The 24,476-nt window shown below is 72.3% G+C and carries 25 protein-coding genes and 1 pseudogene; 10 read left to right on the forward strand and 16 right to left on the reverse strand.

The window, feature by feature from the left end; genetic code table 11:
- Positions 1-3 precede the first annotated feature (3 nt).
- From KGS77_RS29985 to KGS77_RS30000, 4 genes are all read right to left on the reverse strand, one after another.
- The gene (locus tag KGS77_RS29985) at positions 4-738 is read right to left on the reverse strand and encodes a 3-keto-5-aminohexanoate cleavage protein (RefSeq protein WP_242586254.1); all 735 of its coding nucleotides are present in this window, start codon (positions 736-738) and stop codon (positions 4-6) included.
- 221 nt (positions 739-959) lie between these two features.
- Complete coding sequence (locus KGS77_RS29990) at positions 960-1,574, reverse strand: hypothetical protein (protein ID WP_242586255.1); 615 nt, start codon at positions 1,572-1,574, stop codon at positions 960-962.
- Between the two features lie 148 nt (positions 1,575-1,722).
- Positions 1,723-3,024 (reverse strand): serine-threonine protein kinase, encoded by a 1,302-nt coding sequence (locus KGS77_RS29995; protein ID WP_242586256.1) that lies wholly within the window; start codon positions 3,022-3,024, stop codon positions 1,723-1,725.
- Between the two features lie 279 nt (positions 3,025-3,303).
- Positions 3,304-4,389: an isoaspartyl peptidase/L-asparaginase gene (locus KGS77_RS30000; protein ID WP_242587778.1), complete on the reverse strand. Its 1,086-nt coding sequence runs from the start codon at positions 4,387-4,389 to the stop codon at positions 3,304-3,306.
- A gap of 351 nt (positions 4,390-4,740) precedes the next feature.
- On the opposite strand from KGS77_RS30000, the gene KGS77_RS30005 reads away from it, so the two are divergent.
- The gene (locus KGS77_RS30005) at positions 4,741-4,989 is read left to right on the forward strand and encodes a hypothetical protein (RefSeq protein ID WP_242586257.1); all 249 of its coding nucleotides are present in this window, start codon (positions 4,741-4,743) and stop codon (positions 4,987-4,989) included.
- A gap of 83 nt (positions 4,990-5,072) precedes the next feature.
- Positions 5,073-5,225, forward strand: a complete 153-nt coding sequence (locus KGS77_RS30010) for a hypothetical protein (RefSeq protein WP_242587851.1) — start codon at positions 5,073-5,075, stop codon at positions 5,223-5,225.
- On the opposite strand, the gene KGS77_RS30015 is transcribed toward KGS77_RS30010, so the two are convergent.
- On the reverse strand, positions 5,220-6,533 hold the full coding sequence (locus KGS77_RS30015; RefSeq protein WP_242586258.1) for a DUF1343 domain-containing protein: 1,314 nt from the start codon (positions 6,531-6,533) through the stop codon (positions 5,220-5,222). The genes KGS77_RS30010 and KGS77_RS30015 overlap by 6 nt on opposite strands.
- Before the next feature lie 261 nt (positions 6,534-6,794).
- Between KGS77_RS30015 and KGS77_RS30020 the strand changes: the two genes are divergently transcribed.
- From KGS77_RS30020 to KGS77_RS30030, 3 genes are all read left to right on the forward strand, one after another.
- Positions 6,795-7,622 carry an SDR family oxidoreductase gene (locus KGS77_RS30020; protein ID WP_242586259.1) on the forward strand — a complete coding sequence of 276 codons (828 nt, stop codon included), beginning with the start codon at positions 6,795-6,797 and terminating at the stop codon, positions 7,620-7,622.
- Positions 7,623-7,683: 61 nt separating this feature from the next.
- Positions 7,684-9,378: an AMP-binding protein gene (locus KGS77_RS30025; protein WP_242586260.1), complete on the forward strand. Its 1,695-nt coding sequence runs from the start codon at positions 7,684-7,686 to the stop codon at positions 9,376-9,378.
- 108 nt (positions 9,379-9,486) lie between these two features.
- Complete coding sequence (locus KGS77_RS30030) at positions 9,487-10,095, forward strand: TetR/AcrR family transcriptional regulator (RefSeq protein ID WP_242586261.1); 609 nt, start codon at positions 9,487-9,489, stop codon at positions 10,093-10,095.
- A 90-nt stretch (positions 10,096-10,185) separates the two neighbouring features.
- Here the strand turns inward: KGS77_RS30030 and KGS77_RS30035 are convergent, their stop codons facing one another.
- Together KGS77_RS30035 and KGS77_RS30040 are read right to left on the reverse strand one after the other, a co-directional pair.
- Positions 10,186-11,406 (reverse strand): acyl-CoA dehydrogenase family protein, encoded by a 1,221-nt coding sequence (locus tag KGS77_RS30035; RefSeq protein ID WP_242586262.1) that lies wholly within the window; start codon positions 11,404-11,406, stop codon positions 10,186-10,188.
- A 7-nt stretch (positions 11,407-11,413) separates the two neighbouring features.
- A pseudogene (locus KGS77_RS30040) lies at positions 11,414-12,474 on the reverse strand (phosphotransferase family protein).
- Positions 12,475-12,704: 230 nt separating this feature from the next.
- Between KGS77_RS30040 and KGS77_RS30045 the strand changes: the two are divergent.
- Together KGS77_RS30045 and KGS77_RS30050 are read left to right on the forward strand one after the other, a co-directional pair.
- On the forward strand, positions 12,705-13,094 hold the full coding sequence (locus KGS77_RS30045; RefSeq protein WP_242586263.1) for a VOC family protein: 390 nt from the start codon (positions 12,705-12,707) through the stop codon (positions 13,092-13,094).
- Between the two features lie 173 nt (positions 13,095-13,267).
- Positions 13,268-13,507, forward strand: a complete 240-nt coding sequence (locus KGS77_RS30050) for a chaplin (protein WP_242586264.1) — start codon at positions 13,268-13,270, stop codon at positions 13,505-13,507.
- Positions 13,508-13,637: 130 nt separating this feature from the next.
- Here the strand turns inward: KGS77_RS30050 and KGS77_RS30055 are convergent, their stop codons facing one another.
- On the reverse strand, positions 13,638-14,138 hold the full coding sequence (locus tag KGS77_RS30055) for a metallophosphoesterase (RefSeq protein WP_242586265.1): 501 nt from the start codon (positions 14,136-14,138) through the stop codon (positions 13,638-13,640).
- Positions 14,139-14,332: 194 nt separating this feature from the next.
- Between KGS77_RS30055 and KGS77_RS30060 the strand changes: the two genes are divergently transcribed.
- Together KGS77_RS30060 and KGS77_RS30065 are read left to right on the forward strand one after the other, a co-directional pair.
- Positions 14,333-15,088: a beta-phosphoglucomutase family hydrolase gene (locus tag KGS77_RS30060; RefSeq protein WP_242586266.1), complete on the forward strand. Its 756-nt coding sequence runs from the start codon at positions 14,333-14,335 to the stop codon at positions 15,086-15,088.
- Positions 15,085-17,430 (forward strand): glycosyl hydrolase family 65 protein, encoded by a 2,346-nt coding sequence (locus KGS77_RS30065; protein ID WP_242586267.1) that lies wholly within the window; start codon positions 15,085-15,087, stop codon positions 17,428-17,430. The genes KGS77_RS30060 and KGS77_RS30065 overlap by 4 nt, the downstream gene beginning before the upstream one ends.
- A 122-nt stretch (positions 17,431-17,552) precedes the next feature.
- Here the strand turns inward: KGS77_RS30065 and KGS77_RS30070 are convergent, their stop codons facing one another.
- Both KGS77_RS30070 and KGS77_RS30075 read right to left on the reverse strand, forming a co-directional pair.
- On the reverse strand, positions 17,553-18,464 hold the full coding sequence (locus KGS77_RS30070) for an MBL fold metallo-hydrolase (protein WP_242586268.1): 912 nt from the start codon (positions 18,462-18,464) through the stop codon (positions 17,553-17,555).
- Positions 18,465-18,488: 24 nt separating this feature from the next.
- Positions 18,489-18,899 (reverse strand): helix-turn-helix domain-containing protein, encoded by a 411-nt coding sequence (locus tag KGS77_RS30075; protein ID WP_242586269.1) that lies wholly within the window; start codon positions 18,897-18,899, stop codon positions 18,489-18,491.
- A gap of 230 nt (positions 18,900-19,129) precedes the next feature.
- Here KGS77_RS30075 and KGS77_RS30080 point away from each other — a divergent pair, with 230 nt between their 5' ends.
- Positions 19,130-19,783, forward strand: a complete 654-nt coding sequence (locus tag KGS77_RS30080; RefSeq protein WP_242586270.1) for an NAD(P)-binding domain-containing protein — start codon at positions 19,130-19,132, stop codon at positions 19,781-19,783.
- A gap of 106 nt (positions 19,784-19,889) precedes the next feature.
- Here KGS77_RS30080 and KGS77_RS30085 read toward each other — a convergent pair whose 3' ends face one another.
- The 6 genes from KGS77_RS30085 to KGS77_RS30110 form a co-directional block, all read right to left on the reverse strand.
- A complete protein-coding gene (locus tag KGS77_RS30085; protein WP_242586271.1) occupies positions 19,890-20,495 on the reverse strand; it encodes a hypothetical protein in 606 nt (201 codons plus the stop codon).
- Positions 20,492-20,845, reverse strand: a complete 354-nt coding sequence (locus KGS77_RS30090) for a DUF202 domain-containing protein (protein WP_242586272.1) — start codon at positions 20,843-20,845, stop codon at positions 20,492-20,494. The genes KGS77_RS30085 and KGS77_RS30090 overlap by 4 nt, the downstream gene beginning before the upstream one ends.
- Positions 20,846-20,871: 26 nt before the next feature.
- Positions 20,872-21,288 (reverse strand): DUF202 domain-containing protein, encoded by a 417-nt coding sequence (locus KGS77_RS30095; protein WP_242586273.1) that lies wholly within the window; start codon positions 21,286-21,288, stop codon positions 20,872-20,874.
- Positions 21,289-21,481: 193 nt separating this feature from the next.
- The gene (locus tag KGS77_RS30100; protein ID WP_242586274.1) at positions 21,482-22,021 is read right to left on the reverse strand and encodes an NUDIX domain-containing protein; all 540 of its coding nucleotides are present in this window, start codon (positions 22,019-22,021) and stop codon (positions 21,482-21,484) included.
- A 79-nt stretch (positions 22,022-22,100) separates the two neighbouring features.
- On the reverse strand, positions 22,101-23,261 hold the full coding sequence (locus KGS77_RS30105; RefSeq protein ID WP_242587779.1) for a serine hydrolase domain-containing protein: 1,161 nt from the start codon (positions 23,259-23,261) through the stop codon (positions 22,101-22,103).
- Between the two features lie 132 nt (positions 23,262-23,393).
- Positions 23,394-24,287, reverse strand: coding sequence for a DMT family transporter (locus KGS77_RS30110; protein ID WP_242586275.1), 894 nt, complete (start codon positions 24,285-24,287; stop codon positions 23,394-23,396).
- Between the last annotated feature and the right edge of the window lie 189 nt (positions 24,288-24,476).

A 24,476-nucleotide genomic window follows, 5' to 3' on the forward strand; every position in this document is an offset into this window, starting at 1 on the left:
CCTTCAGCCGCTGCCAGGAAGGAGGCCGGTCGCGGCGAACGCGGCCGACACCAGCGCGGCGTTGGAGGCGGCCGGGACCCCGTCCGGCAGGAAGAGGGTGTCCTCGATGCCGATACGGGTGTCCAGCCCCAGCTCACCGGCCAGCCGCAGCACCGGCCAGGCCCCGCCGTCCTCACCGTGCAGCAGCACCGGGCGCCCATGGGCACCGTACGCCGCCAGCGCGTCCAGCAGCCCGCGCGCGGTCCGCGCCGCCGAGCCGGCATCGCTGTCGGTCACCTCGGCCAGCACCCGCAGCACACGCGGCCCCAGCGGAGAGGCTGCGAAGCGTGCCGGGCCGTCCGTGCCGGACCAGATGCCCGCCTCGACGCCCACACCGCGCTCCAGGAGGGCCTCGGCGACCGCCTCGGCCCCCGGCTCGTGCCAGTTCACCGAGGCGTGGTCGGGCAGCACGTCCCAGGAGCGGATCCGGGCCACCCGCCGGTCCGGATCCGGCTCCGCCCACGCCCCCGTCGTCACGCCCACGGGGACGTCCACCACGGCCCGTATCGCCTCCAGCACGGGCGTCAGGGCACGCGCCGACAAAGAGTCCCGGCCGCACGGCGACTTGGGATGGACATGGACGTCCCGGGCCCCGGCCGCCACCGCCCTGCGCGCGGCATCGGCCAGCTCCGCCGGTGACATCGGCACCGCCCCGGAACCGGCTGCGGCCCGGGGGCCGTTGAGACATACCTGGATCATGCCCCGATGATGGCACCCGGGTCTGACATCGGCCCTCGCCACTGCTCCCGCGCAGGTCACGCCGCATCCCGTTGGTCCGCCGCGCGGGGTCGGCCGCGCGGGTCCGGCTGTGTGGTACCGGCTGTATGCGACCGGTCGTACGGGATCAGCCGTACGTAATGAGCCTTACGTGACCGGCCCTGCGCGATCGGCTGCACGTGACCGGCCGGACGTTCCGGTGCTCAGGCGGCGGCGTACACGCGGGCCGTACGGGCCCGCCGCGCGGCGCGCAGTGCCTCGGGCGTCAGCACGGAGACCGGGGCCACGATGCCGCAGTCCCGGCACACCGGCCCGGACACCGGGTACCGCTCCAGGTCCTCCCGCCAGACGAAGTGGGTGTCGCCGCAGACCGGGCAGTCGGCGCGCGGCTCCCCGGACTCCATCGCCTCGATCACGCTGCGCAGCACCACCGCCAGCGGCGCGGCCGGATGCCGGTGCGGCGCCTCGCACGGGACGATGTCGCAGCCGCCCCACGTCCGCCGGTGCCAGTCGTCGATCGCGCTGGGCTGCCTGATGCCCTCGTGCTTCTCACGCCTGCGCCGGGCCGCGAACTCCTCCTCGTACGCGAGCCACAGCACCCGCGCCTCCTCCAGCTCGTCGATCGCGGCCATCAGCCGCTCCGGGTCCGGATCGCGGTCTTGTGTCGCGATACCCGCCCGGGTGCACAGATGGTGCCAGGTCGCCCGGTGCCCGTACGGGGCGAATCGTTCGAGGCATTTGCGCAGTGCCGTCCGCCGCTGTGCCGCGACGAGACGAGGGTTGCGGACCTGTCCTGCGAGAGCTCTGAAACCGGCCAATTCATCCCACCTCCGTGGGGAGGACCCGACTGGACATGGAATGGACGTAGGGGATCGCCACCTGGATCCATCGAACTTGCTTGCGGATCTGTGCAGGCGTGGAACCGTATACGTGCCAAGGCGTGGATCCGCTGGGGCGCCGGCGCGTTCACGAGCCCGTGACCCGCCCGGCTCCCAGGATCACCCGCGCCAGCTCCTCGTGGCAGATGTCACTGTGCGCGCCGGCGGGCGGGCCGCCGCGTCGCACCACCGACGAGGCGTCCACGCTCACACACCCCGTGACGGGTATCGGGTCCCCCAGGGTGACCCGCCGCGCGCCCTCGACCGCCTGGATGCCGTCGTGGCCGATCGCCCCCCACCGGTCGAACAGGCCCAGGAAGCCCGTCGAGTCCCCGGCCAGCTTCGAGGCCAGCGGGTACAGGACGCTCAGCGCGGTGTCGTGCTGCGAGAAGCAGGACACCAGCGGGCCGTCCACCCGCCCCTGCATGCCCTTCAGCGCACCGCTGTGTTCCGGCTCGTCCGGCAGTTGCCGGGCGAACGCGTAGTGCGAGAAGGCGCCTTGGAGCAGCGCGGTGGACTTCACGCAGGTCACGCCCTCGGGCATACCGCGCAGCGCGTACGACACCAGCCGCGCCCCGAAGCTGTGCCCGATCAGGTGCACCCGCATCGTGGGTGCGCTCCGTGCCAGCCGCCCGAGCACCGGGCCGAGCCCCAACTGCCCCACGACCCCGGACCGCCGCTTCATGCCGTAGTAACTGGACTGCCGCAAGAACTCCTTCGCGCCGTTCCACAGTCGCTTCAGGCCGGCGCCGGACAGCTCGCGCCCCGCGGCCTGCTCCAGGACCGCGGTGAACACCTCCGCGACCCCCACGGGATCGTCGGTGAGCATCGCGGGCTGACCGGAGCCGATGTCCTCGGCCAGCCGCTGCGCCTGGCTGCCCGCGCGGACCGAGACCAGATCCCGTACGAGCCGGGCGAACTCGTCGAAGGACGAGCGGGCGTCCGGCTGCTCCTCCAGGAGCTGCGCGATGCGTTCGAGGGTGAGGTCACGGCCGGGGAAGATGCGCGCCAGCGCCTGCCGGGTCGCCTCCTCCAGCATCGGCGGGCCGATGGCCAGCTCCCCGGGCGAGGTGGGGTCGAAGTCGGGGATCGGCTCGTCGGTGAAGCGCATCGCGGGCCACATCACGCCGACGTACCCCAGCCGGGCGCGGGAGCCGGTCAGGCCGGGGAACGGCGCGAAGAACCGGTCGTAGAGCCGGGTGGCGATCGAGCGGTCGTTGTTCCAGCCGTGCGCGAAGACCAGCAGGTCGGTGATGCGCTGCTGGGCGACGCCCGCTATCAGCGGGTCCCGCTGGGCGGTGTCGACGTCGCCGTCGGCGTCGAAGGTCAGCTCCCAGTACGGCTGTACGCTCATCTCCGGGACGCCGGTGTCGTGTGCCGCGCCACTCATATCACTCACGTCACTTGCCCCACTGACACCACTGACGTCACTTGCACCGCTCACGCCACTCGCACTGCTCGTACCACTCCCACTGCTCGTACCCCTCGCGCCGCCCGTACCGGCCGCGTCATCGGTGTTCTCGGTACCCGCCATGGCGATCCCCCTGGGTCACGCTCGCGTGCCCAAGCGCACGCGTGGTGCGCATCGTCGCGCGGGGGAGGGGGTCCGGCCATACGCCGCGCGGGGGCAATTCCACGGCGGGCCGTGGCCCCACCCGCCAACCCTGCCCTACCGGTTGGGAAGGGACTCGTCGTAGAAGACCTTGGTGACGATCTTGCCGTCCGCCGTCAGATAGCCGTGCAGCATGCCCTCGCTGCTGTGCGGCGCGTCGAAGTCGCCGCGCGCGTTCAAAGCGATCACACCACCGGTCCCGCCCAGTTCGGGCAGGCGCTCGACGACGACCTCGTACGCGGCGGACGCCAGGTCCCTGCCGCCGAATTCGATCAGGTGGGAGATGGTGCCGGTCGCGGCCCCGCGGATGAAGACCTCACCGGCTCCGGTCGCACTGGCCGCGACGGTGCCGTTCTTGGCGTACGTACCCGCTCCGACGACGGGGGAGTCGCCGACGCGGCCGACCATCTTGTTGACGAGTCCGCCCGTGGAGGTCGCCGCCGCCAGGTCCTTGCGGCCGTCCACGGCGACCGCGCCGACCGTGCCCCGCGCCCCGGGCTCCTCCTCACCCCCGCTCGCGCTTCTCGCACGCTTCGACCGGCCCTTGGCCTTGAGCAGTTCCTGCCACCGCGCCTCGGTCCAGTAGTAGTCCTGCGTCACGGTCGGCAGACCGTTGCGTGCCGCGAAGTCGTCGGCGCCCTCACCGGCCAGCAGGACGTGCCGGGTCTTCTCCATCACCAGGCGTGCGGCGGACACCGGGTTGCGTACGTGGCGCACCCCCGCGACCGCGCCCGCCGCCTGGTCCGATCCGCGCATGACCGACGCGTCCAGCTCATGGGCCGCGTCCTCGTTGAACACCGCGCCCCGGCCCGCGTTGAACAGCGGGTCGTCCTCCAGGACACGCACCGCGGCCTCGACGGCGTCCACACTGCTGCCACCGGTGCGCAGCTTGTGCTGTCCGGCCCGCAGCGCGCCGGCCAGCCCGTCACGGTAGGCCCTCTCCCGCTCGGGTGAGGTCCGGTCCCTCTTGAGTGCACTGCCCGCACCGCCGTGAACGGCCAGGACGACCCGGCGCGCATCGGGCCGGGGCGAGACCGTACGGCTCGCGGGGCGCACGGTGGTGTTCGTGGTGCCGGCGACCGTCCTGGCGGCCGACGGCGCCGCCGGGCCGGTCGCCACGGTGTCTCCCAGAAGCGCCCCCATCAGCAGCACGGCCACACCTGTCGGCGCCGCGCACACAGTGACCAGTCGTATCCCCGAACGCCCCGGCATCAGCAACCCCAACTCCTTCGCCCGCGGCCCGAATCGACGGCACACCCAACCAGGGGCGGCGGTGGAGTGGCAAGAGCGCCTTCGCGGGCCCGTCGCGGGCCGCGCCGCGGAGTCAACGGCCGCGCGTGCCAAGGCCATTGACACCTCAGGGAGCCCGGCGTTGACTGCCGTGCACGGCACGGGGAGGCGCCTGGGAACGGCCGGGTGCCTAGTGCCCGGTGGGCTCTGCCCGGACCACCGGATCCGGGGAGCCCGCACCCGTGCGAGCGTGGAGGTCCTGCCATGACGACGTTGGTTGTCGTCCTGTTGCTGGTGCTGATCGGTCTCGGTTTCACCGCACACATCTTCTGGCTGCTGGCCGGCCTGATCATCTTCATCCTGGTGCGTTACGGCGGCTGGCTCGACAGGCGTTGGGGAAGCCGCGGCGTCCGTGACAACGAGGCGTACCGGGAGTACTGCGAACGGCGCGAACGCAATCAGCGCTTCGACCGCCGGTACCGCCGCGAGGGACGCGACCGACGCGCCAAGTAGCGCAGTGCCCTCCCCCATACGGGGGAGAGGGAGGCGCGGATCTCCGTCCTGGGCCGGTCCGGAAGCTCGTCCCCGGAACCGACGTGGTGACGGCCCCTGGCATGATCACGGTCGGCGACGTCGTCGTCGGATTCCTTTACCTGCCCCTGATCGCCTGGGGGCCGCTGCTCGGCGCCGTCACCCTCTCGTACCACCGGCGGCGGCGCGCGGAAGCCGAGTCCCCGGCGCGTCTATGAGTAGCGCAGATAGCGCTGTCGCACCGCGCGGAAGCGTGCCAGGTCCTCGCGCCAGGCGGCGGTCACCTCGTCCGTGCCGGCGCCCGCGTCGATCATGGTCCGGACCGTCGTGGAGCCCGTCAGTTTGTCGATCCAGTGGTCGGGCCGCCAGGCGAAGCCGCTCCACACCCGCTTGGCGGTCACCAGGAGCGCGATGCCGGTACGGACCGGGTCGTACGACGTGCGGTCGTGGACGTGCAGTTGGACGCCGCCGATGGTCCTGCCCTGGAACTTGGAGAAGGTCGGGGCGAAGTACGCCTCCCTGAAGCGCACCCCGGGAAGCCCGAGTTCGTTGGCCGCCGCGGCCCACCTGTGGTCGATGCCGTCCGCGCCGAGGAGTTCGAAGGGGCGGGTGGTGCCCCGCCCCTCCGACAGGTTCGTACCTTCGAACAGGCAGGTGCCGGAGTAGACCAGGGCGGTGTCGACGGTGGGCATGTTGGGGCTCGGCGGCACCCACGGCAGGCCCGTCGCCTCGAAGAAGTCCCCGCGCCGCCAGCCGCTCATGCACACGGTCTCCAACTCCACGGCCCGGCCCGCCGCCTGCGGTACGAACTCGCCGTTGAACAGCAGCGCCAGCTCCGCCACCGTCATCCCGTGCGCCTGCGCGACCGGCTCACGGCCGACGCCGGACGCCTGGGAGCGGTCCAGTACCGGGCCGCGGGCGTCCCGTCCGGTCACCGGGTTCGGCCGGTCCAGCACGACGAAGCTCTTGCCCGCCAGGACGGCCGCGACCATGCAGTCGTAGAGCGTCCAGATGTAGGTGTAGAAGCGTGCGCCGACGTCCTGGATGTCGAAGAGGACGGTGTCCACGCCGGACGTGGTGAAGATGCCGGCCAGGGCCCGGCCGCTCTTGCCGTACGTGTCGTGCACGGGCAGACCGGTCGCGGGGTCCTCGTAACTGCCTTCCGAGCCGCCCGCCTGCGCCGTCCCGCGAAAGCCGTGCTCGGGGCCGAAGACGGCGATCAGCTCCACCCGCCGGTCGGCGTGCATCACGTCCACGATGTGCCGCACGTCCCGTGTGACGCCGGTCGGATTGGTGACGACGCCGATCCGACGGCCGTCGAGCAGCGCGTAGCCGTCGGCCGCCAGCCGCTCGAAGCCCGTACGGACCCGGCGCCCGCCGCCCCCGCTCCCGCCGCCCCCGTTCCCACCCGTCCGCGCCTCCGTCTCCGTTCCGGCGGCGGCCGTGCCGTCCCCCGCGACCGGTGCGGCGACCGCCACCGTCGCGGCGCCGGTGGCCGTCAGGAGATTCCGTCTCGACAGGCTCATGCGCACTCCTTCGTGACCGGGCCGCGACCGGGGCCCGTGACCGAAATCCGTGTCGTGCGCACGCTAACGCGCCGGGGCACCGGACGGAACGCACCGGGCCGCCCGTGCCGTCCTGCCGACGCGCCCTTCCGTCCGGACATACCGACTGGTTAGTCTGCCTGGCGGGCGAGGTCATGAGCGGGTGCGAGAGGCGACCGCAAGAGAAGCGAAGCGAAGAGAAGGCAAGAACAGCAGGGTGGGGTCGACCTGAGGAGGAGCGGCGTGGAAGCCGTACGGGACAAGGCCGTTGTCGTGACCGGAGCGGGCGGGGGCATCGGTGCCGCGCTGGCCCGCGGATTCGTCGAGCGCGGTGCCCGGGTCGTGGTCAACGACCTGGACGAGGTGAAGGCGCGGCGGACCGCGCAGGCTCTCGGAGCGATCGCCGTGCCCGGTGACGCCTCCTCGGTGGTGCCCGCCGCCCGTGACGCGCTCGGCGGGGCGATCGACGTCTTCTGCGCCAACGCCGGGATCGCTCCCGGCGGCGGTCCCGAGGCGGCGGAAGAGGTGTGGCAGCGGACGTGGGACGTCAACGTGATGGCACACATACGGGCCGCGCGCGAGCTGGTGCCCGAGTGGCTGGAGCGCGGCAGTGGCCGTTTCGTCGCAACCGTCTCGGCCGCCGGGCTGCTCACCATGGTCGGCTCCGCGCCGTACAGCGTCACCAAGCACGCCGCGTACGCCTTCGCCGAGTGGCTCTCGACGACTTACCGGCACCGCGGCATCGACGTGCACGCGATCTGCCCCCAGGGCGTACGGACCGACATGCTCGCCGGCGCGGGAGTCGCCGGTGACCTGTTCCTCGCCCCCGGGGTCATCGAACCCGAGGCGGTGGCCGACGCGCTGTTCGATGCGGTGGCCGAGCGCCGGTTCCTGGTCCTGCCGCACCCGGAGGTCGCCGAGTACTACGCGGTACGGGCCACCGACCCCGACGGGTGGCTGGCCGGAATGAACCACCTTCAGCAGAAGCTCGAACGCGCGGTGGGCAGGAGCGCGGGGGCCGGAGGGAGCGGGGGGAGCGGGCAGGCCGGAGAGGCCGGGGAGGTCGGGTAGGCGGGACCGTACAGCTCACAGGGATTCACAGGGACCAACAGGAAGGAAGGGCCGCACCCCGATGACCTCCTATGAGGACAAGCCCTGGCTGGCACTGCTCACCGAAGCCCAGCGCGCCCCCGTCCACCCGCCGCCCTCGGTGCTGCACGCCTTCCGCGACGCCGTCCGCCGGGTGCCGCACCGCACGGCGCTCGCCTACTTCGACGGACGGCTGTCCTACGCCGAGACCGACGCGCTCAGTGACGGGGTGGCCGCCCACCTCGCCGCACGCGGTTTCCGGCGCGGCGACCGGGCGGCGGTGATGTTCCAGAACACCCCGCACTTCGTGCTGGCGCTGCTCGCCGTCTGGAAGGCCGGGGGAGTGGTGGTGCCCGTCAACCCCATGTACAAGTCGGCGGAGATGACGCACATCCTCACCGACGCGGGGGCCACCGCGATCCTGTGCGCGGACCGGACCTGGGACGCCTTCTTGCGCGAGACCGCCGCCGGGGTGCCGTCCGTACGGACCGCGCTGACGGGGTGCGATCGGGACTTCCAGTCACGTGACGACGAGCGGGTGCTGCGCGGCGGGCGGCCGGGCCGGTGCGAGGGGGCCGACGACCTGCTCACGGTGGCGCGGGCCGGGGCGCGCAGACGCACACAAGCCGGTACGGGGGCTCGTACGGAAGACATGGCGCCCGCCGCCGACGACATCGCCCTCATCAGCTACACCTCCGGTACCAGCGGCACCCCCAAAGGCGCGACCAACACCCACGGCAACATCACCTACAACGCCGAGCGCCAGCGCACCGCCCTCGGGCTCCCCGACGGCGCCACGTACTTCGTCCTCGCGCCGCTCTTCCACATCACCGGCATGGTCTGCGAGCTGGCCGCCTGCATCGTCAACGCCGGGACCCTGGCCCTGGCCCACCGCTTCGAGGCGGGCGTCGTCCTGGACGCCTTCCTGGAGCACCGCCCCGCCTATACGGTCGGCCCGTCCACCGCCTACATGGCGCTGATGGCGCACCCCGCGGCCGGCCGTGAGCACTTCGCGTCCTTCACCTTCATGGCCTCCGGTGGCGCGCCGCTGCCGCCCGCGCTGGTCGAGACCTTCCGCGAGCGGTTCGGCCCTTATGTGCACAACGGTTACGGCCTGACGGAGTGCACCGCCCCGTGCGCCAGCGTCCCGCCCGGCCGGCCGGCCCCGGTGGACCCGGCCTCGGGGACGCTCGCCGTCGGGGTGCCCGGCCCCGACACGGTCGTACGGATCATCGACGAGCGTGGCGAGGACGTGCCCTTCGGCGAGCAGGGCGAGATAGCGGTGCGCGGCCCACAGGTGGTGCCCGGGTACTGGCGGCGCCCCCAGGAGACCGCCGAGGGCCTGCCGGACGGTGAACTGCGCACCGGTGACACCGGCTTCATGGACCACGAGGGCTGGCTCTACGTCGTCGACCGGAAGAAGGACATGATCAACGCGTCCGGTTTCAAGGTGTGGCCCAGGGAGGTCGAGGACGTCCTGTACACGCATCCGGCGGTGCGTGAGGCGGCGGTCGTCGGCGTGCCGGACGCCTACCGCGGCGAGTCGGTCAAGGCGTTCGTGAGCCTGCGCCCCGGGCGGCGGCCGGCGCCGGCCGACCTGTCCGCGTACTGCCGGGAGCGGCTGGCGGCGTACAAATATCCGCGGCAGGTGGAGATCCTGGAGGAGCTGCCGAAGACGGCGAGTGGCAAGATCCTCCGTCGGGAGCTGCGCGAGCGCGAAAACGGGCAGCACCGGTAGAACCGGTAGAGGTGCCCGGCGCCCGGCGGTGACCGCCGCGGAACCGGGCAGACCGGGCACCACCAAGTACGACAGCACCACAGCACTGAAGCACTGCAAGAAGGACAGGTGAGGGCGATGGCCGGCACGACGGACGGCGGCGGGAGCAGCAAGCCCGTGGCACAGAGGCTGCTGGCCACCGCCACCCGGCTCTTCGCGGAGCGCGGGTACGACCGCACCTCCGTACAGGAGATCGTGGAGGCCGCGGGCGTCACCAAAGGGGCGCTCTACCACTACTTCGGTTCCAAGGACGATCTGCTGCACGAGGTGTACGGGCGGGTCCTGCGGCTCCAGCAGGAGCGGCTGGACCGCTTCGCTGGCGCCGACGCGCCCGTGGAGGAGCGGCTGCGCGCCGCCGCCGCGGACGTCGTCGTCACCACCATCGAGAACCTGGACGACACCAAGATCTTCTTCCGTTCGATCCATCACCTCAGTCCCGAGAAGGACAAGCAGGTACGGGCCGAACGGCGGCGCTACCACGAGCGGTTCCGCGCGCTGGTGGAGGAGGGGCAGCGGTCCGGGGTGTTCAACGACCGCACCCCGGCCGACCTGGTCGTGGACTACCACTTCGGCTCGGTGCACCATCTGGGCACGTGGTACCGCGAGGACGGGCCGCTGACGCCGCGGCAGGTCGCCGACCACCTCGCCGACCTGCTGCTGCGTGCCCTGCGCCCGTAGGACCCGCAGGGCCCGTGGGAGCGGACGCGGGCGGCGCCGGGGGACGGCCGCCCGGTCACCCCCGGCGTGCGCCGGTCTCCGGCCGCCCGGTCACGCCCCCGCGTGCCGCCGCAGCTCCCTGTGGGCCAGCGACCGCTGGTGCACCTCGTCCGGCCCGTCCGCGAGCCGCAGCGTACGGGCCGCCGCCCACAGCTCCGCCAGCGGGAAGTCCTGCCCGACCCCGCCCGCGCCGTGCAACTGCACCGCGCGGTCGATGATGTCCACGACCGTGCGCGGCGTGGCGATCTTGATGGCCTGGATCTCGGTGTGCGCGCCCTTGTTGCCGACGGTGTCCATCAGCCACGCGGTCTTCAGCACCAGCAGCCGCAACTGCTCGATGGCGACCCGCGCGTCCGCGATCCACTGCTGGACGACGCCCTGGCGCGCCAGCGGCTTCCCGAAGGCCGTACGGGTCAGGGCGCGCCGGCACATCAGCTCGACGGCGCGTTCGGCCATGCCGATCAGCCGCATGCAGTGGTGGATGCGGCCGGGCCCCAGCCGGGCCTGGGCGATGGCGAAGCCGCCGCCCTCCTCGCCGATCAGGTGGTCCACCGGGACGCGTACGTTCTCGAAGACCACCTCGGCGTGGCCGCCGTGCTGGTGGTCCTCGTAGCCGTACACCCGCATGGCCCGCCGGATCACCAGGCCGGGGGTGTCGCGCGGCACCAGCACCATCGACTGCTGACGCCGGATGTCGGAGCCGTCCGGATCGGTCTTGCCCATCACGATGAAGACGGAGCACAGCGGGTTCATCGCGCCGGAGATGTACCACTTGCGGCCGTTGATGACGTACTCGTCGCCGTCCCGCTCGATACGGGTCTCGATGTTGGTCGCGTCCGAGGAGGCCACGTCCGGCTCGGTCATCGCGAACGCCGACCGGATCTCCCCGGCCAGCAGCGGAGCCAGCCACCGCTTCTTCTGCCGCTCGTCCCCGAACTGCGCGAGCAGCTCCATGTTGCCGGTGTCGGGGGCCGCGCAGTTCAGGGCGGTGGGCGCCAGCTCGGGGCTGTGGCCGGTGATCTCGGCCAGCGGTGCGTACTGGAGGTTGGTCAGCCCCGCCCCGTACTCCGTGCCGGGCAGGAAGAGGTTCCACAGCCCCTGACGGCGGGCCTCGGCCTGGAGGTCCCGTACGACCTGCGGGGTGTCCCAGGGGGAGGCGAGCGCCGCCCGCTGCTCGCGCGCCACCTGCTCGGCCGGGCGGACATGCTCCTCCATGAAGGCCAGCAGCCTGCCGCGCAGTTCTTCGGTGCGGGCGTCATAGGCGAAGTCCATCGTGTGCTCAGCCTTCCTTCACGGTGGTCAAGGTGGCCAGTCCGCGGTCGATGAAGACCGGGACCAGCTCGCCGATCCGGTCGAAGCCAGGGCCCAGGGTCCGGCCGAGGGTGAAGCGGTAGTGGATGCCCTCCAGGATCACCGCGAGTTTGAAATAGGCGAAGGCGGTGTACCAGGGGAGGGCGTCGACGTCACGGCCCGAGCGGGAGGCGTACCGCTCGATCAGTTCGCCGGGCGCGGGGTGGCCCGGGGCGCCGCCCGTCGTGGCGACCGGCGACCCGGGCACATCCTCCTGTTCGCTGTACATCACGAGCAGGCCCAGGTCCGTCAGCGGATCGCCGACCGTGGACATCTCCCAGTCCAGCACCGCGGTGATCCGGTCGTCCGCGCCGACCAGGACGTTGTCCAGCCGGTAGTCGCCGTGGACGACGGCGGGCGCGGGGAGCGGGGCAGCGCCGCCGCCAGGGTCCGGTGCAGCTCCTCGATGCCCGGCAGGTCCCGGTTCCGGGAGGCCGCCAACTGCTTGTCCCAGCGCCGCAACTGACGCTCCAGGAACCCTTCGGGCCGGCCGAAGTCGCCGAGCCCGACCGCCTGCGGCTCCACGGCGTGCAGGTCGACGAGGGTGTCGAGCAGCGAGAGGACGACGCCGCGGGTGCGCCCGGGCCCGAGCGCGGCGAGCTGGGAGGTGGTCCGGTACGGCGTGCCGGCCACCAGCTCCATGATGTAGAACGGCGCCCCGATCACCGTCTCGTCCTCGCACAGCAGCAGCGTGCGCGGTACCGGCACCGGCGTGGGGTGCAGCGCGCTGATGACGCGGTGCTCGCGCCGCATGTCGTGCGCGGTGGCCAGTACGTGCCCCAGGGGCGGGCGGCGCAGGACCCATTGGCCGGTGCCGTCGGTGACCCGGTAGGTGAGGTTGGACCGTCCGCCTTCGATCAGCTCCGCGGCGAGCGGGCCGCGCGCCAGGTCCGGCCGCTCGCGGTCCAGGTACTCCCGCAGCCGCTCCGGGTCCAGGCCCGGTGGCGCCTCCTGGGCCGGCTGCCGCGGGGGTGGGGTGCCCTTGCTCATCGTGCTCCTCCGTACGGAGTGGGCGGACGGGACGACACGATCATGCCGACTAGTCGGTATGACGTCCAGGGTGCGTACGTGGGGTGTGGGTCACGCGTCCGCGTACGGAAAGGGACGGCTGTCTTCCGCCTGATCGCGCGGCTAATATCACCGGCACGGCATCGCGTGCCGGTCACCGGCCGGGTGAGGCATGGAGGTGCCCGTGAGATGCCTTGTGGAGGCATTCCACCGTGTCGGTCGAGTTCAACCACACCATCGTCCACTCCCGGGACAACCGGGAGTCCGCCGAGTTCCTCGCCCGCATTCTCGGGCTTGAGACCGGGACCGAATGGGGTCCGTTCATCCCGGTGGCCACCGGCAACGGGGTCACCCTGGACTTCGCCACGATTCCCGCGGAGTCCATCACCATGCAGCATTACGCGTTCCTCGTGTCCGACGAGGCGTTCGACGCGGCCTTCGCGGTCATCCGGCGGGAGGGAATCGCATACTTCGCGGATCCGCACGGGAAACAGCCCGGGGAGATCAACCATCACCACGGCGGGCGCGGCCTGTACTTCCTGGACCCGTCCGGCCACGGCATGGAGATCCTCACGCGCCCCTATGGGAGCCACGAGGGGTAACGTGGAGGCGCGCCCGCCGGGTCCGCAGGTCTCCGCACGGCGTCGCCCGTCCGGCAAGTCCTCGGGGCCGAACGGGGGGTGGACACGCCCACGGCTACAGCAATGCACGGCCGTTACCGGTATGAAGATATGTCCTGGTTGTTCCCCCAACCCCAACTAGGGAGAGAACAACAATGCGTATCCGTTCGGTAATCGCCGCCACCGCTCTGGTCGCCGCCGGCTTCGCCGGTACGGCCGGAACCGCTGTCGCCGACACCGGCCCCAATGGGGTCGCGGCCAACAGTCCGGGCCTCCTGTCGGGCAACACGATCCAGGTTCCGATCCACATCCCGGTCGAGGTCTGCGGCAACACGATCGACATCATCGCGCTGCTGAACCCGACCTCCGGCAACGTCTGCAAGCAAAAGAGCTGACCGAGCCGCAGGTGGCGGACGGCCCGTCCCGGCCCTTCCCGGGCCGGGCCGCTCCGCGGCACGGGTGCGGGCGCCCGTCTTCCGGGCGGGCGCCCGCCCACCCTCCACCGGGACGGCCCCCTCACGTACCTCACGGGGGCGGGATCCGGTGCAGCCGCACCTCGCGCAGTTCCCCGTCGGCCGCCTCGGCGGTCATGAACGTCCGGTACGGCTCGCGCCGCCGGTCGGTCGGCGACCCGGGGTTCAGCAGCCGCAGACCGCCCGGGGCCACCGAGTCCCACGGGATGTGACTGTGACCGAACACCAGGACGTCCACGTCCGGGAACCGGTCGGCGCAGCGCTGCTCGCGCCCCTTCGCGGGCCCGGTCTCGTGCACCACCGCCAACCGGACCCCGCCCAGCTCGGTCCGGGCCACCTCCGGCAGCCGGGCGCGCAGCTCGGGCCCGTCGTTGTTGCCGTACACACCGACGACCCGCGCGGCCCGCGACTCCAGCAGGTCCAGCGTGGCGGTGTCCACCCAGTCCCCGGCGTGCACGACGGCGTCGGCGAGCGGGATGTGCGCCAGCAACTCGTCCGGGAGCCGCTTGGCGCGTTTGGGCAGATGCGTGTCGGACATCAGGAGCAGCCGCATGCGCGCACCCTAGACGAACCCCGGGCGCACGCCGGGCGGACACCTCGGACGAACAGCGGGCGGACACCCCGGACGGACGCCGGGTGGCCCCGGCCCGGACGCCCTCAGGCTCCGGCCGGCCCCGGTGGCTGCCGGCCGGGCGGGAAATGCCCTGACCAGACATACCCACCACGTCCGGCGGGGAAGCGCCTTCCATGACGCATTCGCCGACCGCACTCGGACTCCCCGACACCATCCGTGCCTGTCTGTTCGACCTCGACGGTGTCCTGACCAAGACCGCCGTGGTGCACACGGCCGCCTGGAAGGAGATCTTCGATGCGTTCCTGCGCCGCCGGGACGGCGCGGGCTTCACCCCCTTCGACCCGGTCACCGACTACGACGAGTACGTCGACGGGCGCCCGCGCGCCGACGGTGTACGCACCTTCCTCGCCTCCCGCGGCATCCACCTGCCCGAGGGTGACCCGCAGGACCCGCCCGACCGGGACACCGTCAACGGCCTGGGCAACCGTAAGAACGCGGTGCTGCTGGAGAAGATCCGCAAGGACGGCGTCGAGGCGTACGAAGGCTCCCGCCGCTATCTGGACGCCGTACGCCGGTCGGGAGCCGCCACCGCCGTGGTCTCCTCCAGCGCCAACTGCCGCGACGTCCTGGCCGCCGTCGGCATGGAGGGACATTTCGACGTACGGATCGACGGCATCGTGGCGGCCGAACGCAAACTCCCCGGCAAGCCGCACCCGGACACCTTTCTGGAAGCCGCGAAAGAACTGGGCGTGCCCGCGGCGCAGGCCGCCGTCTTCGAGGACGCGCTGGCCGGCATGGACGCCGGCCGGGCCGGGAACTTCGGGTACGTGGTCGGCGTGGACCGGGTCGGCCAGGCCGACGCGCTGCGGCGGCACGGCGCCGACGTGGTCGTCCGGGACCTCGCCGAACTGCTGGAGGTAACCGCGTGATCACCCACTCCTCGTACGCGTGCGAGCCCTGGGCGCTGCGCGAGAGCGAACTGCACCTGGACGTGCTGCCGCAGAGCGAGTCCGTCTTCGCACTGTCCAACGGCCATGTGGGCTGGCGCGGCAACCTGGACGAGGGAGAGCCGCACGGCCTGCCCGGCACCTACCTCAACGGCGTGCACGAACTCCACCCCCTGCCGTACGCCGAGGCCGGATACGGCTACCCCGAATCCGGGCAGACCGTTATCAACGTCACCAACGGCAAACTCATCCGGCTGCTCGTCAACGACGAGCCCTTCGACCTGCGCTACGGGCGGCTGCGCTGCCACGAACGCGTGCTGGACCTGCGCAACGGACTGCTGCACCGCACCTGCGAGTGGACCTCGCCGGCCGGCTGCACCGTACGGGTGCGCTCCACCCGCCTGGTCTCCTTCACCCAGCGTGCCATCGCCGCCGTGTCCTACGAGGTGGAGCCGCTGAACTCCGAGGTACGGGTCGTGGTGCAGTCCGAACTCGTCGCCAACGAGCAGATGCCCAAGATCACCGGTGACCCGCGGGTCTCCTCGGTGCTGGAATCACCGCTGGAGCCCGAGGAACACTTCGCCTCCGGCATGCGGCAGCGGCTGATCCACCGCACCCGCCACAGCGGACAGCGGATCGCCACCGCCGCCGACCACATCGTGCGGGGCCCGGACTCCACCCGTACCGACTGCGAGAGCGGCCAGGACGTCAGCCGGCTGACCGTCACCGCGCTGCTGGCCCCGGGCCGCTCCCTGTGCCTGGAGAAGATGGTGGCCTACGGCTGGTCGGGCGTCCGCTCGCTGCCGGCCGTACGCGACCAGGTGGACGCCGCGCTGGCCGGCGCCCGCAGCACCGGCTGGCAGGGTCTGGTGGACCAGCAGCGCGCCTACCTGGACGACTTCTGGGCCCGCGCGGACGTCGAGGTGGACGGCGACGCGGAGATCCAGCAGGCCGTCCGCTTCTCCCTCTTCCACGTCCTCCAGGCCGGGGCCCGGGCCGAACAGCGGGCCATCCCGGCCAAGGGCCTGACCGGCTCCGGCTACGACGGCCACACCTTCTGGGACACCGAGACCTTCGTCCTGCCGATGCTCACCTACACCTCGCCCTGCGCGGTGGCCGAGGCACTGCGCTGGCGGCAGAACACCCTGCCCGCGGCGCGGGAGCGGGCCCGGCAACTGGGCCTGCGCGGAGCCGCCTTCCCCTGGCGGACCATCGACGGTTCGGAGTGCTCGGCCTACTGGCCGGCCGGGACCGCCGCCTTCCATGTCAACGCCGACATCGCCGACGCGGTCGTCCGGTACGTCGCCGCCACCGGCGACGAGGAGTTCGAACGGGAGACGGCGGTGCCCGTCCTGGTGGAGACCGCCCGGCTGTGGCAGTCGCTGGGGCACCACGACCACCAGGGCCGCTTTCACATCGAAGGGGTGACCGGGCCCGACGAGTACAGCGCCGTCGCGGACGACAACGTCTACACCAACCTGATGGCCCAGTCGAACCTGCGGGCCGCGGCCGACGTGGTCGAACGGCACCCGCGCGAGGCCGCGGCGCTGGGCGCGGACGACGAGGAGAGCGCCCGCTGGCGGGACGCGGCCGAGGCCGTGGCCATACCGTACAACCGCACGCTGGAGGTACACGAACAGTCCGCCGGGTTCACCGGCCACCAGATGTGGGACTTCTCCACCACCCGGGCCGACCAGTACCCGCTCATGCTGCACTTCCCCTACTTCGACCTGTACCGCAAGCAGGTGGTCAAGCAGGCCGACCTCGTCCTGGCCATGTACAAGCGCGGGGACGCCTTCGACGCCGACCACAAGGCCCGCAACTTCGCCTACTACGAGCCGCTGACCGTACGGGACTCCTCGCTGTCCGCGTGCTGCCAGGCGGTGATGGCCGCCGAGGTCGGCCATCTGCGGCTCGCCTACGACTACCTGGGCGAGGCGGCCCTGATGGACCTCAAGGACCTGGAGAACAACACCCGCGACGGCCTGCACACCGCCTCGCTCGCCGGCACCTGGATCGCCCTGGTCGCCGGTTTCGGCGGCATGCGGCACGCGGGCCAGAAGCTGGACTTCGCCCCCAAGCTCCCGGAACGGCTCAGCCGCCTGGCCTTCGCCGTACAGGTCCTCGGGCGCCGGCTGCGGGTGGAGATCACCGGCTCCTCGGTCACGTACACGCTGGTCGAGGGGGCACCGCTGGAGATCCGGCACTACGGGCAGCCGCTCACCGTCACCGGCAAGGAGCCGCAGACCCGCGAGGTCCCCGAGCCCGTCGCCCGGCCCGAGCCCTCCCAGCCGCCGGGGCGCCGCCCCGCGCGGCGTCGCTGAGGCCTCGCCGAGGGCGGGGCGCGGGACTTGGCGCGTCGGTCCCGGCCCCCGACGGGCCGTACGGGATCGCCCCGTACGGCCCGTACGCCTCCTGCCTCTCATACCTCCCGCCGGAGACGGCATCAGGCGTGGCAGGCCACCGGCACCCCGCCGTTCATCTCCGTCATGTCCCCGAACCCCAGCAGCGGGTCCAGCCGCGTGCCCGGCGCCTGCCCCGCCAGCTCCGCGTACGCGCGGTGCAGATTCGCCACCAGCCGCTCGCTCTCCCGCAGCGCCGCGAACTCCCCGAGGTCGGCGCCGCGGGCCACCTCCAGCGGCGTACGGTCCGCCGCCCACCCCTCGGCCGCCAGCTCGGTGACGTACCGCAGATAGCGCTCCACGGTGTCGTACACCTCGGGCCCGGTGACCGGCCCGTGCCCCGGCACCACCGTCTCCGCGCCGAGGCCGCGCAGCAGCTCCACGGCGCGCAGCGAGCCCGCCACCGACCCCATGAAGACGAACGGCGTCCCCCCGTTGAAGACCAGGTCGCCGGTGAACACCACGCGCTGCTCCGGCAGCCAGACGACGGTGTCGCCCGGGGTGTGCGCCACGCCCGGGTGGATGAGCCGGACCTCGGTGTCCCCGGCGTGGAGGGTGAGGGTGTCGGTGTACGTGACGGTGGGGGCGGTGATCGCTATGTCGCCGTACTCCACCTCCGGCCACACCAGGTGCAACTGACGGCCGGCGGCGAGCTGCTCCCGGCGGCACGCGGTGTGCCCGACGATGGTCGCCCCGGGCGCGAAGACGCCGTTGCCGTAGGTGTGGTCGCCGTGGTGATGGGTGTTGACCACCACACGGGGCGGCGGCGCCCCGCCCTCGACGATCCGCCGGCGCAGCAGACGGGCGCGGCGCTCCGTGGCGGCGGTGTCCACCAGGACCGTGTCCCCGCCGTCGGTGACGATGCCCGCGTTGTTCAGGCACCAGCCCCCGTCCGGCTGGACGAACGCGCTGACGCCGGGCGCCAGTTGGGTCACGTACGGCTCTTCGCTGCCCATGGATGTCCCTTCACTTCTCTCACTTCATGGCTGTCCGTCCCGGCCGCGCGCCGTCGCGTCGGCCCGCTCCTGTGCCGCGAGGACCGCGTCACCGTACTCCCAGGACCACTCACCCAGTGCCTTCAGGGGAACCAGCAGACCGCGGCCGACGGCCGTCAGCCGGTACTCGACGCGCGGTGGCGCCTGGGCGTAACGGCGGTGCTCCACCAGGCCGTAACCCTCCAGCCGGCGCAGCGTCTGGGTCAGCACCTTGGCGCTGATGCCGCCGATCGCCGTGCGCAGCTCGCCGGGCCGCCGCGGGCCGTCCCGCAGGGCGAAGACCACCACGGCGTTCCAGGTGTGCGACAGCACATCGATGCCGATCCGCGCCCGGCAGTCGGCGACGAAGGCGTCGGTTCCTCCCGGTGGCCGGATGTCCGCCGTCGTTCCGCTCATTCCGTCTCCCGCTCCTCGCAACCGCCGGTGGTCCTGGCGGTTCTCATGTGCCTCGCACTCCTGGTGCACCACTCCTCCTAACCCATCCGTTAGGTACCACGCGGTTCCCAACGGGCTTCCTAGTGTCCTTGGACGAGGCATCCGCACGTCAGGGTGTCGCGAGTGACAGACCACAAGAAAACACCCGGAAGCACACAAGAACCCGCGAAATTGCGGGGAGAGGAGCACAGATGAGGATCGGGACGCTGGGCGCGGGACCCATGGCGCAAGCGCTCGCGACGCAGTGGGCGCGGGCCGGGCACGAGGTGTACGTCGGGGCGCGGGACGGGAAGAAGGCGGCGGCGCTCGCCGGGCGGATCGGCGGCGCGGCGGGTGCCGGAAGCCTGCGCGAGGCCGCCGCCTTCGGGGAGGCGGTGCTGCTGGCCGTGCCGTACACCGCGGTGGAGGACGCGCTGACGGCGGCGGGCGCCCGGGAGGGGGAGCTGGGCGGCCGTACGCTCATCGACTGCACCAACCCGCTGGATGACAAGGGCGCTCCCATAGGGATCGAGGGAGGCCGGCCGAGTGCCGCCGCGCACATCGCCGAGATCGCGCGTGGCGCGCGGGTCGTCAAGGCATTCAACCTGTGCACCCCCGCTGTCTGGTCGCTGACGCCGCCGGTCTTCCAGGACGGCCCGCTCGCCGTTCCGCTGTGCGGCGACGACGCCACGGCCCTGGAGACCGTACGCGCTCTCGTACGGGACATGGGCTGTGAGCCCATGGACGTGGGCGGCCTGGACCACGCCGGATCGCAGGAGGCGGCGCTGGCCTTCCTGGCCGGCCTGTGGTTCCGGGGGATCGAACCGCGTACGGCGCTGGCGCCGGTGGACCGGCTGTTCGGCTGAAGCCGTTCCTGCCGGGCGGGTGAGCACGGTGGCGCTCACCCGCCCGGCACCCTGGCGCGGCAGCCGGAGCACGGACGCATGGCCGCACGGTTGCACGGACGCCGGTTCAGGGTGAGCCGTTGGTCAGCAGGAGATAGCAGACATGTCCACCATGGATGAACGTGGCGGTATCGGAGTCGCTGCCGTCGAAGTACACCGGGCGCAGGGCCTCTTCGCCGCTGAAGTAGCCACTGGAGCGCAGGAAGTCGGGCTCGACCGAGGCGAACAGCCATGGGCAGTCGTCCTGGCCCAGCAACTGGTGGGTGACATCGCGTACGAGCTTTTCGGCATCGCTTTTGGTGTAGTGCCGTCTGTAGGGGCTGAACGCCTCGCAGAGCATCCAGCCCAGCCGCGCCACGAATTCCGTACGGCTGAGGGGGCTCACCGCCGCGCGGAATCCCGCACGCAGGAGTGGGCGCTCGCAAACGCCCTCGTCGAAGTGGTCCGACAGGTTGTACCAGTCGCGTACGCGGTCGGCGGCGACCATCATCTCTTCGAACAGGTCATCACGCAGGAAAGCGTGGAGTACGCGGTGCCGGTTCTGTGCCGTGACCGGTATGTCGACGGCGAATTTGAGCAACAGGGTGGTGCTGTTCATCGAAGCGTCCACGGCCGTCAGGAACGCGTCGACGGCGGGGTGTCGCAGGTCGCCGGCCAGGTCGGTGAAGTTCATGGCTGACCTTTCCGGAGGAGGAGCGCCGCGCCCGAGGCGGTCAGGGCCAGGGCGCACGCCGTCAGGGTCAGTGCCGTACGGGGGGACAGGGCGGGTGGGCGGGCGGTGGACAGGGCGCGCACCCGCTGCTGAGCGGTGATCAGGAACGCCAGCCATGCCAGGCCCACCAGTACCAGCGTCAGGAGCGCCGCCGGCCGGCCGGAACCGCCTTCCTGGGCGGCCCGGCGGGCAGCGAGGAGAGCCACCGCCGTACAGGACAGCGTCGTCCGCCGCCAGGCCAGGCGGGTGCGCTCCGGTTGCAGTCCCGGGTCGCGGCGCGGAGCGCGGTCCTTCTCCGCGGGCCCGGTCATCGGACGGCGGGTCCGGTCGTCATCGGTCAGCGGGTCCGGCCGGTCGCGACGAGGACGACCAGGGCCGCCGCGAGCAGGGCGACGCCGACCGCGAGGGCGGCCGGGAAGCGGGAGACCGGCAGGTCCGCGCCGCGCCGCATCGCCCGTTCACAACGTACCCAGTGGTTGACGGCGCGTACCGCGCACAGCGCGCCGCCCACCAGCAGCACGACCGTGAAGGCCAGCCGCGGACCCTGGTGCATCCGGAGCAGGAACTGGTCCACCGCGAAGCCGCCGCCGATCAGCGCGAGGCCGGTGCGCAGCCAGGCCAGGAAGGTGCGTTCGTTGGCGAGGGAGAAACGGTAGTCGGGTGTCGTGCCTTCCTCGCGGACCCGCTCCGGTGTGAACCACCACCGCACTCCCGCCCCGAGCGATCGCAGCCGGTCCGTGACGGTGAGGATCATGCCTCAGACCCTACCGGCCGGGGTGGTGCGCCGGTCCTCCGCGGTGCGGGGGTGAGCGATGACCACCTGCGCGTTCCCGCCTGCGGGCCCGGCCGCGCCCTGGTGGCGGCCGGGGAACTGACAACCGACTGCTTCGTACGAGCCCCGGCGCATCTGGAGCCGCGGTTTCTCAAGGCCCTCGACGGGCATCGGGTCACCCGGCGCGCCCGCCCCGCGTCCGCAGTGCGCGGAGCCGCTGGTAGGCGGCCAGGCCGTCCGGGGTCCACTCCCATTGCGGAAGGCGCTGTTCCAGTTCTTCGTCCGTGAGGAAGGTGTGCCAGGCGACCTCGGAGCTCTGCGGCCGGACCGGAAGTTCGCAGCGCACCTCGTAGACGGCCGACCACCAGGAGTGCTCGGGCGTCTCGTAGAGGAACTTCAGGAGCGGTACGGGGCGGGGCAGCCCGCGGACGCCGAGTTCCTCCTCCGCCTCGCGCAGGGCCGCCTCGTCATACGATTCGCCGGCGCCGACGACCCCGCCGACGAACATGTCGTAGTGCGAGGGGAAGACGAGCTTGCGTGCCGTGCGGCGGTGCACGAAGATCCGGTCCACGGCGTCCCGGGCCAGGACGAACGTGCACCGGTGGCGCAGCCTGCGGGCGTACACCTCGGCGCGCGGCGCCTGCCCCACCACCCGGTCCTCCTCGTCGACGACGTCCAGGACCTCCTCCGCGTCCAGCGGTCGCTGATCGGTCATGAGGCCATGCAATCAGACGCGCAGGCGCCGGGACAGGCGCCCGCCGCCCGCGCCGCGGCAGGCACCCGCCGTCCCGCCCTCAGCGGCGGCCGGTCACCGCGCGGTGGACGGCGCGGGCCAGCCGGGCGTTCTCCGGGGCCGCGCCGCCCGGGAAGGCGTAGCGGCGGCGGGAGTAGCCGTAGGCCAGGCCGCTGCGGGGGTCGGCGAACGCCAGGGAACCGCCCGCGCCGCTGTGGCCGAAGGCACCCTGCCCGAGGAAGGAGTACTCGTCGCTGACCACGGTGAAGCCGAGGCCGTAGACGCCGCGCTCACCGGCGACCAGATCGTGCCCGGCGGAGTGGATCTGTGCGAACGCGGCGGCGGTGTCGGGCTTGAGCAGCGGGGCCCGGCCGTCCACCTCGCCGATGGCTGCCGCGTACATCTTGGCCAGGCCGCGCGCGGAGGCGATGCCGCCCACGGACGCGGGTCCGGCGGCCCGTATGACGGGGGAGTCGAACAGCCTCTGCAGATCGGTCGGCTCGGTGGGGTGGTTGAGGTTGAAGGCGATGCCGAGGAGGCCGTACGCGCCCGTCGCCGCCGCGTCCAGCTCGGCCTGCTGCTCGGGGGTGGGCAGCATCGGCTGGACGGCGCGCACCCGGGGTTCGAGGGCCTGGGGCAGTCCCATGTAGAAGTCGAGGTCGTACGGGGCCCGTATCCGGGACTCGTACACCTCCTGGAGGGTCTGGCCGGTGACGCGCCGCACCACCTCACCGGTGAGCGCGCCGATGACCAGCGCGTGGTAGCCGAAGGCGGTGCCGGGCCGCCAGTACGGGCGCTGGGCGGCCAGCCGCTCGGCGATGACCCGGTCGTCGGCGAGTTCCGCGAGGGTGAAGCCGGTGTCGGCGCCGACCAGTCCGGCACGGTGGGACAGCAGGTCGCGCAGGGTGATGTCCTGCTTGCCCTCGGCGCCGAACTCGGGCCAGTAGTGGCTCACCCGCTCGTCCGGGTCCAGGGTGCCGTCCTGGACCAGCAGGGCGACGGTGAGGTGAGCCGCGCCCTTGGTCGAGGAGAAGACACCGACCAGCGTGTCCCCGTCGAAGTCCGGGCCGGTCCACAGGTCCACGACGCGCTCGCCGCCGGCGTAGGCCACCAACTGCGCCGCGTAGTCCGCCCGCTCCTCGGCCGCGAAGGCCGCGAACTCCTCCCGTACCTCTTGGAATCCTTCGGCAACGGTGCCGTGAACAGCGGTCTCGCCGGCCATCTGCGTCCTCCGTGTCAGCGTCATGATCAAAAACTGTGTGTGATCACGAACTGCCGGCCCGGAGATCGTATTCCCCTGTTCACCTGCGGGTTTGTCGCGGTCACCGGGCCGACCCGCCGCCCGGCCCGGCCGTCACCGGGGCTGGAGTTCCCGTACGCGCCCGGTCCGCGCCACTCCCGGCGGCATCGCCGGGTGACGGCCGATCAGGACGATGCCCGCGACCACCGCCGCCAGCCCGGCGGCCTCCCAGGCCAGCGCCCCGGTCGTCAGCCGCAGCCGGTCGCCCAGGAAACCCACCCCGCAGACGATCCCCGCCAGCGGCTGGGCCGCCGTCAGCGCGGGCAGCGACATCCGCAGCGGCGCCGTCTCGAAGGCGCTCTGCACCAGCACCAGCGCGCACACGCCGAGCACCAGCACCGCGTACGGCTGCCAGCTCGTCACCAGGTCCGGCCAGCCACCGTGTCCCCAGCGCTCCCCGCTGATCCGGGTCAGCGCGTCCTGGAGGCCGTAGAGCAGTCCGGCCGCCAGGCCCAGCAGCGCCGCCTCCACGCCGATGCGCGCCCGCCTGGCGCAGCCGGCCAGCAGCAGCGCCGCGCCCAGCACCACGCCCACGATCAGCCAGTGCCGCAGCGGGTCGGTCACCCCGTGTCCGCCGCGCGGCCGGCCGGCCACGATGAAGGCCGTCACGCCGCCCGCCAGCAGCCACAGCCCGCCCCACCCGCGGCGGCCCAGCCGCTGCCCGGTCAGCCGTCTGGACAGCGCCATCGCGAAGAGCAGGTTCGTCGCCAGCAGCGGCTCGACGAGGGTGACCTCCCCCATGCCCAGCGCCAGCGCGCCCAGCGCCATCCCGCACACCATCAGACCGATACCGGCCAGCCACCGCGGCATCCGCACGAGATCGAGCAGCAGCCGCGGGGACAGGAAGTCCTTCAACGGGGCGCGCTGCGCCGCGTGCTGCTGGAGCACGAAGCCGAAACCCAGACAGCAGGCCGCGCACAGGGCCGACCACAACACCGTCACGTCCACACCTCAAGTCCCGGGGGCGATGGGCCACCGGCCGAGCGTAGCGACCCCCGTGCCGGCCCGTCACCGATGTCCGGGCCGGGTACCCCCGCAGGCGGCGGCGGAATCCGAGGTTGACGCGGTGGCCGGGCGCGCTGAGGATCGTGAGCCACGACGAGGCCGGGGCTTCCGGCACGAGGACCGCGGCGTACG

Source organism: Streptomyces sp. MST-110588 (genome assembly GCF_022695595.1).
Classification (GTDB): Bacteria; Actinomycetota; Actinomycetes; order Streptomycetales; family Streptomycetaceae; genus Streptomyces.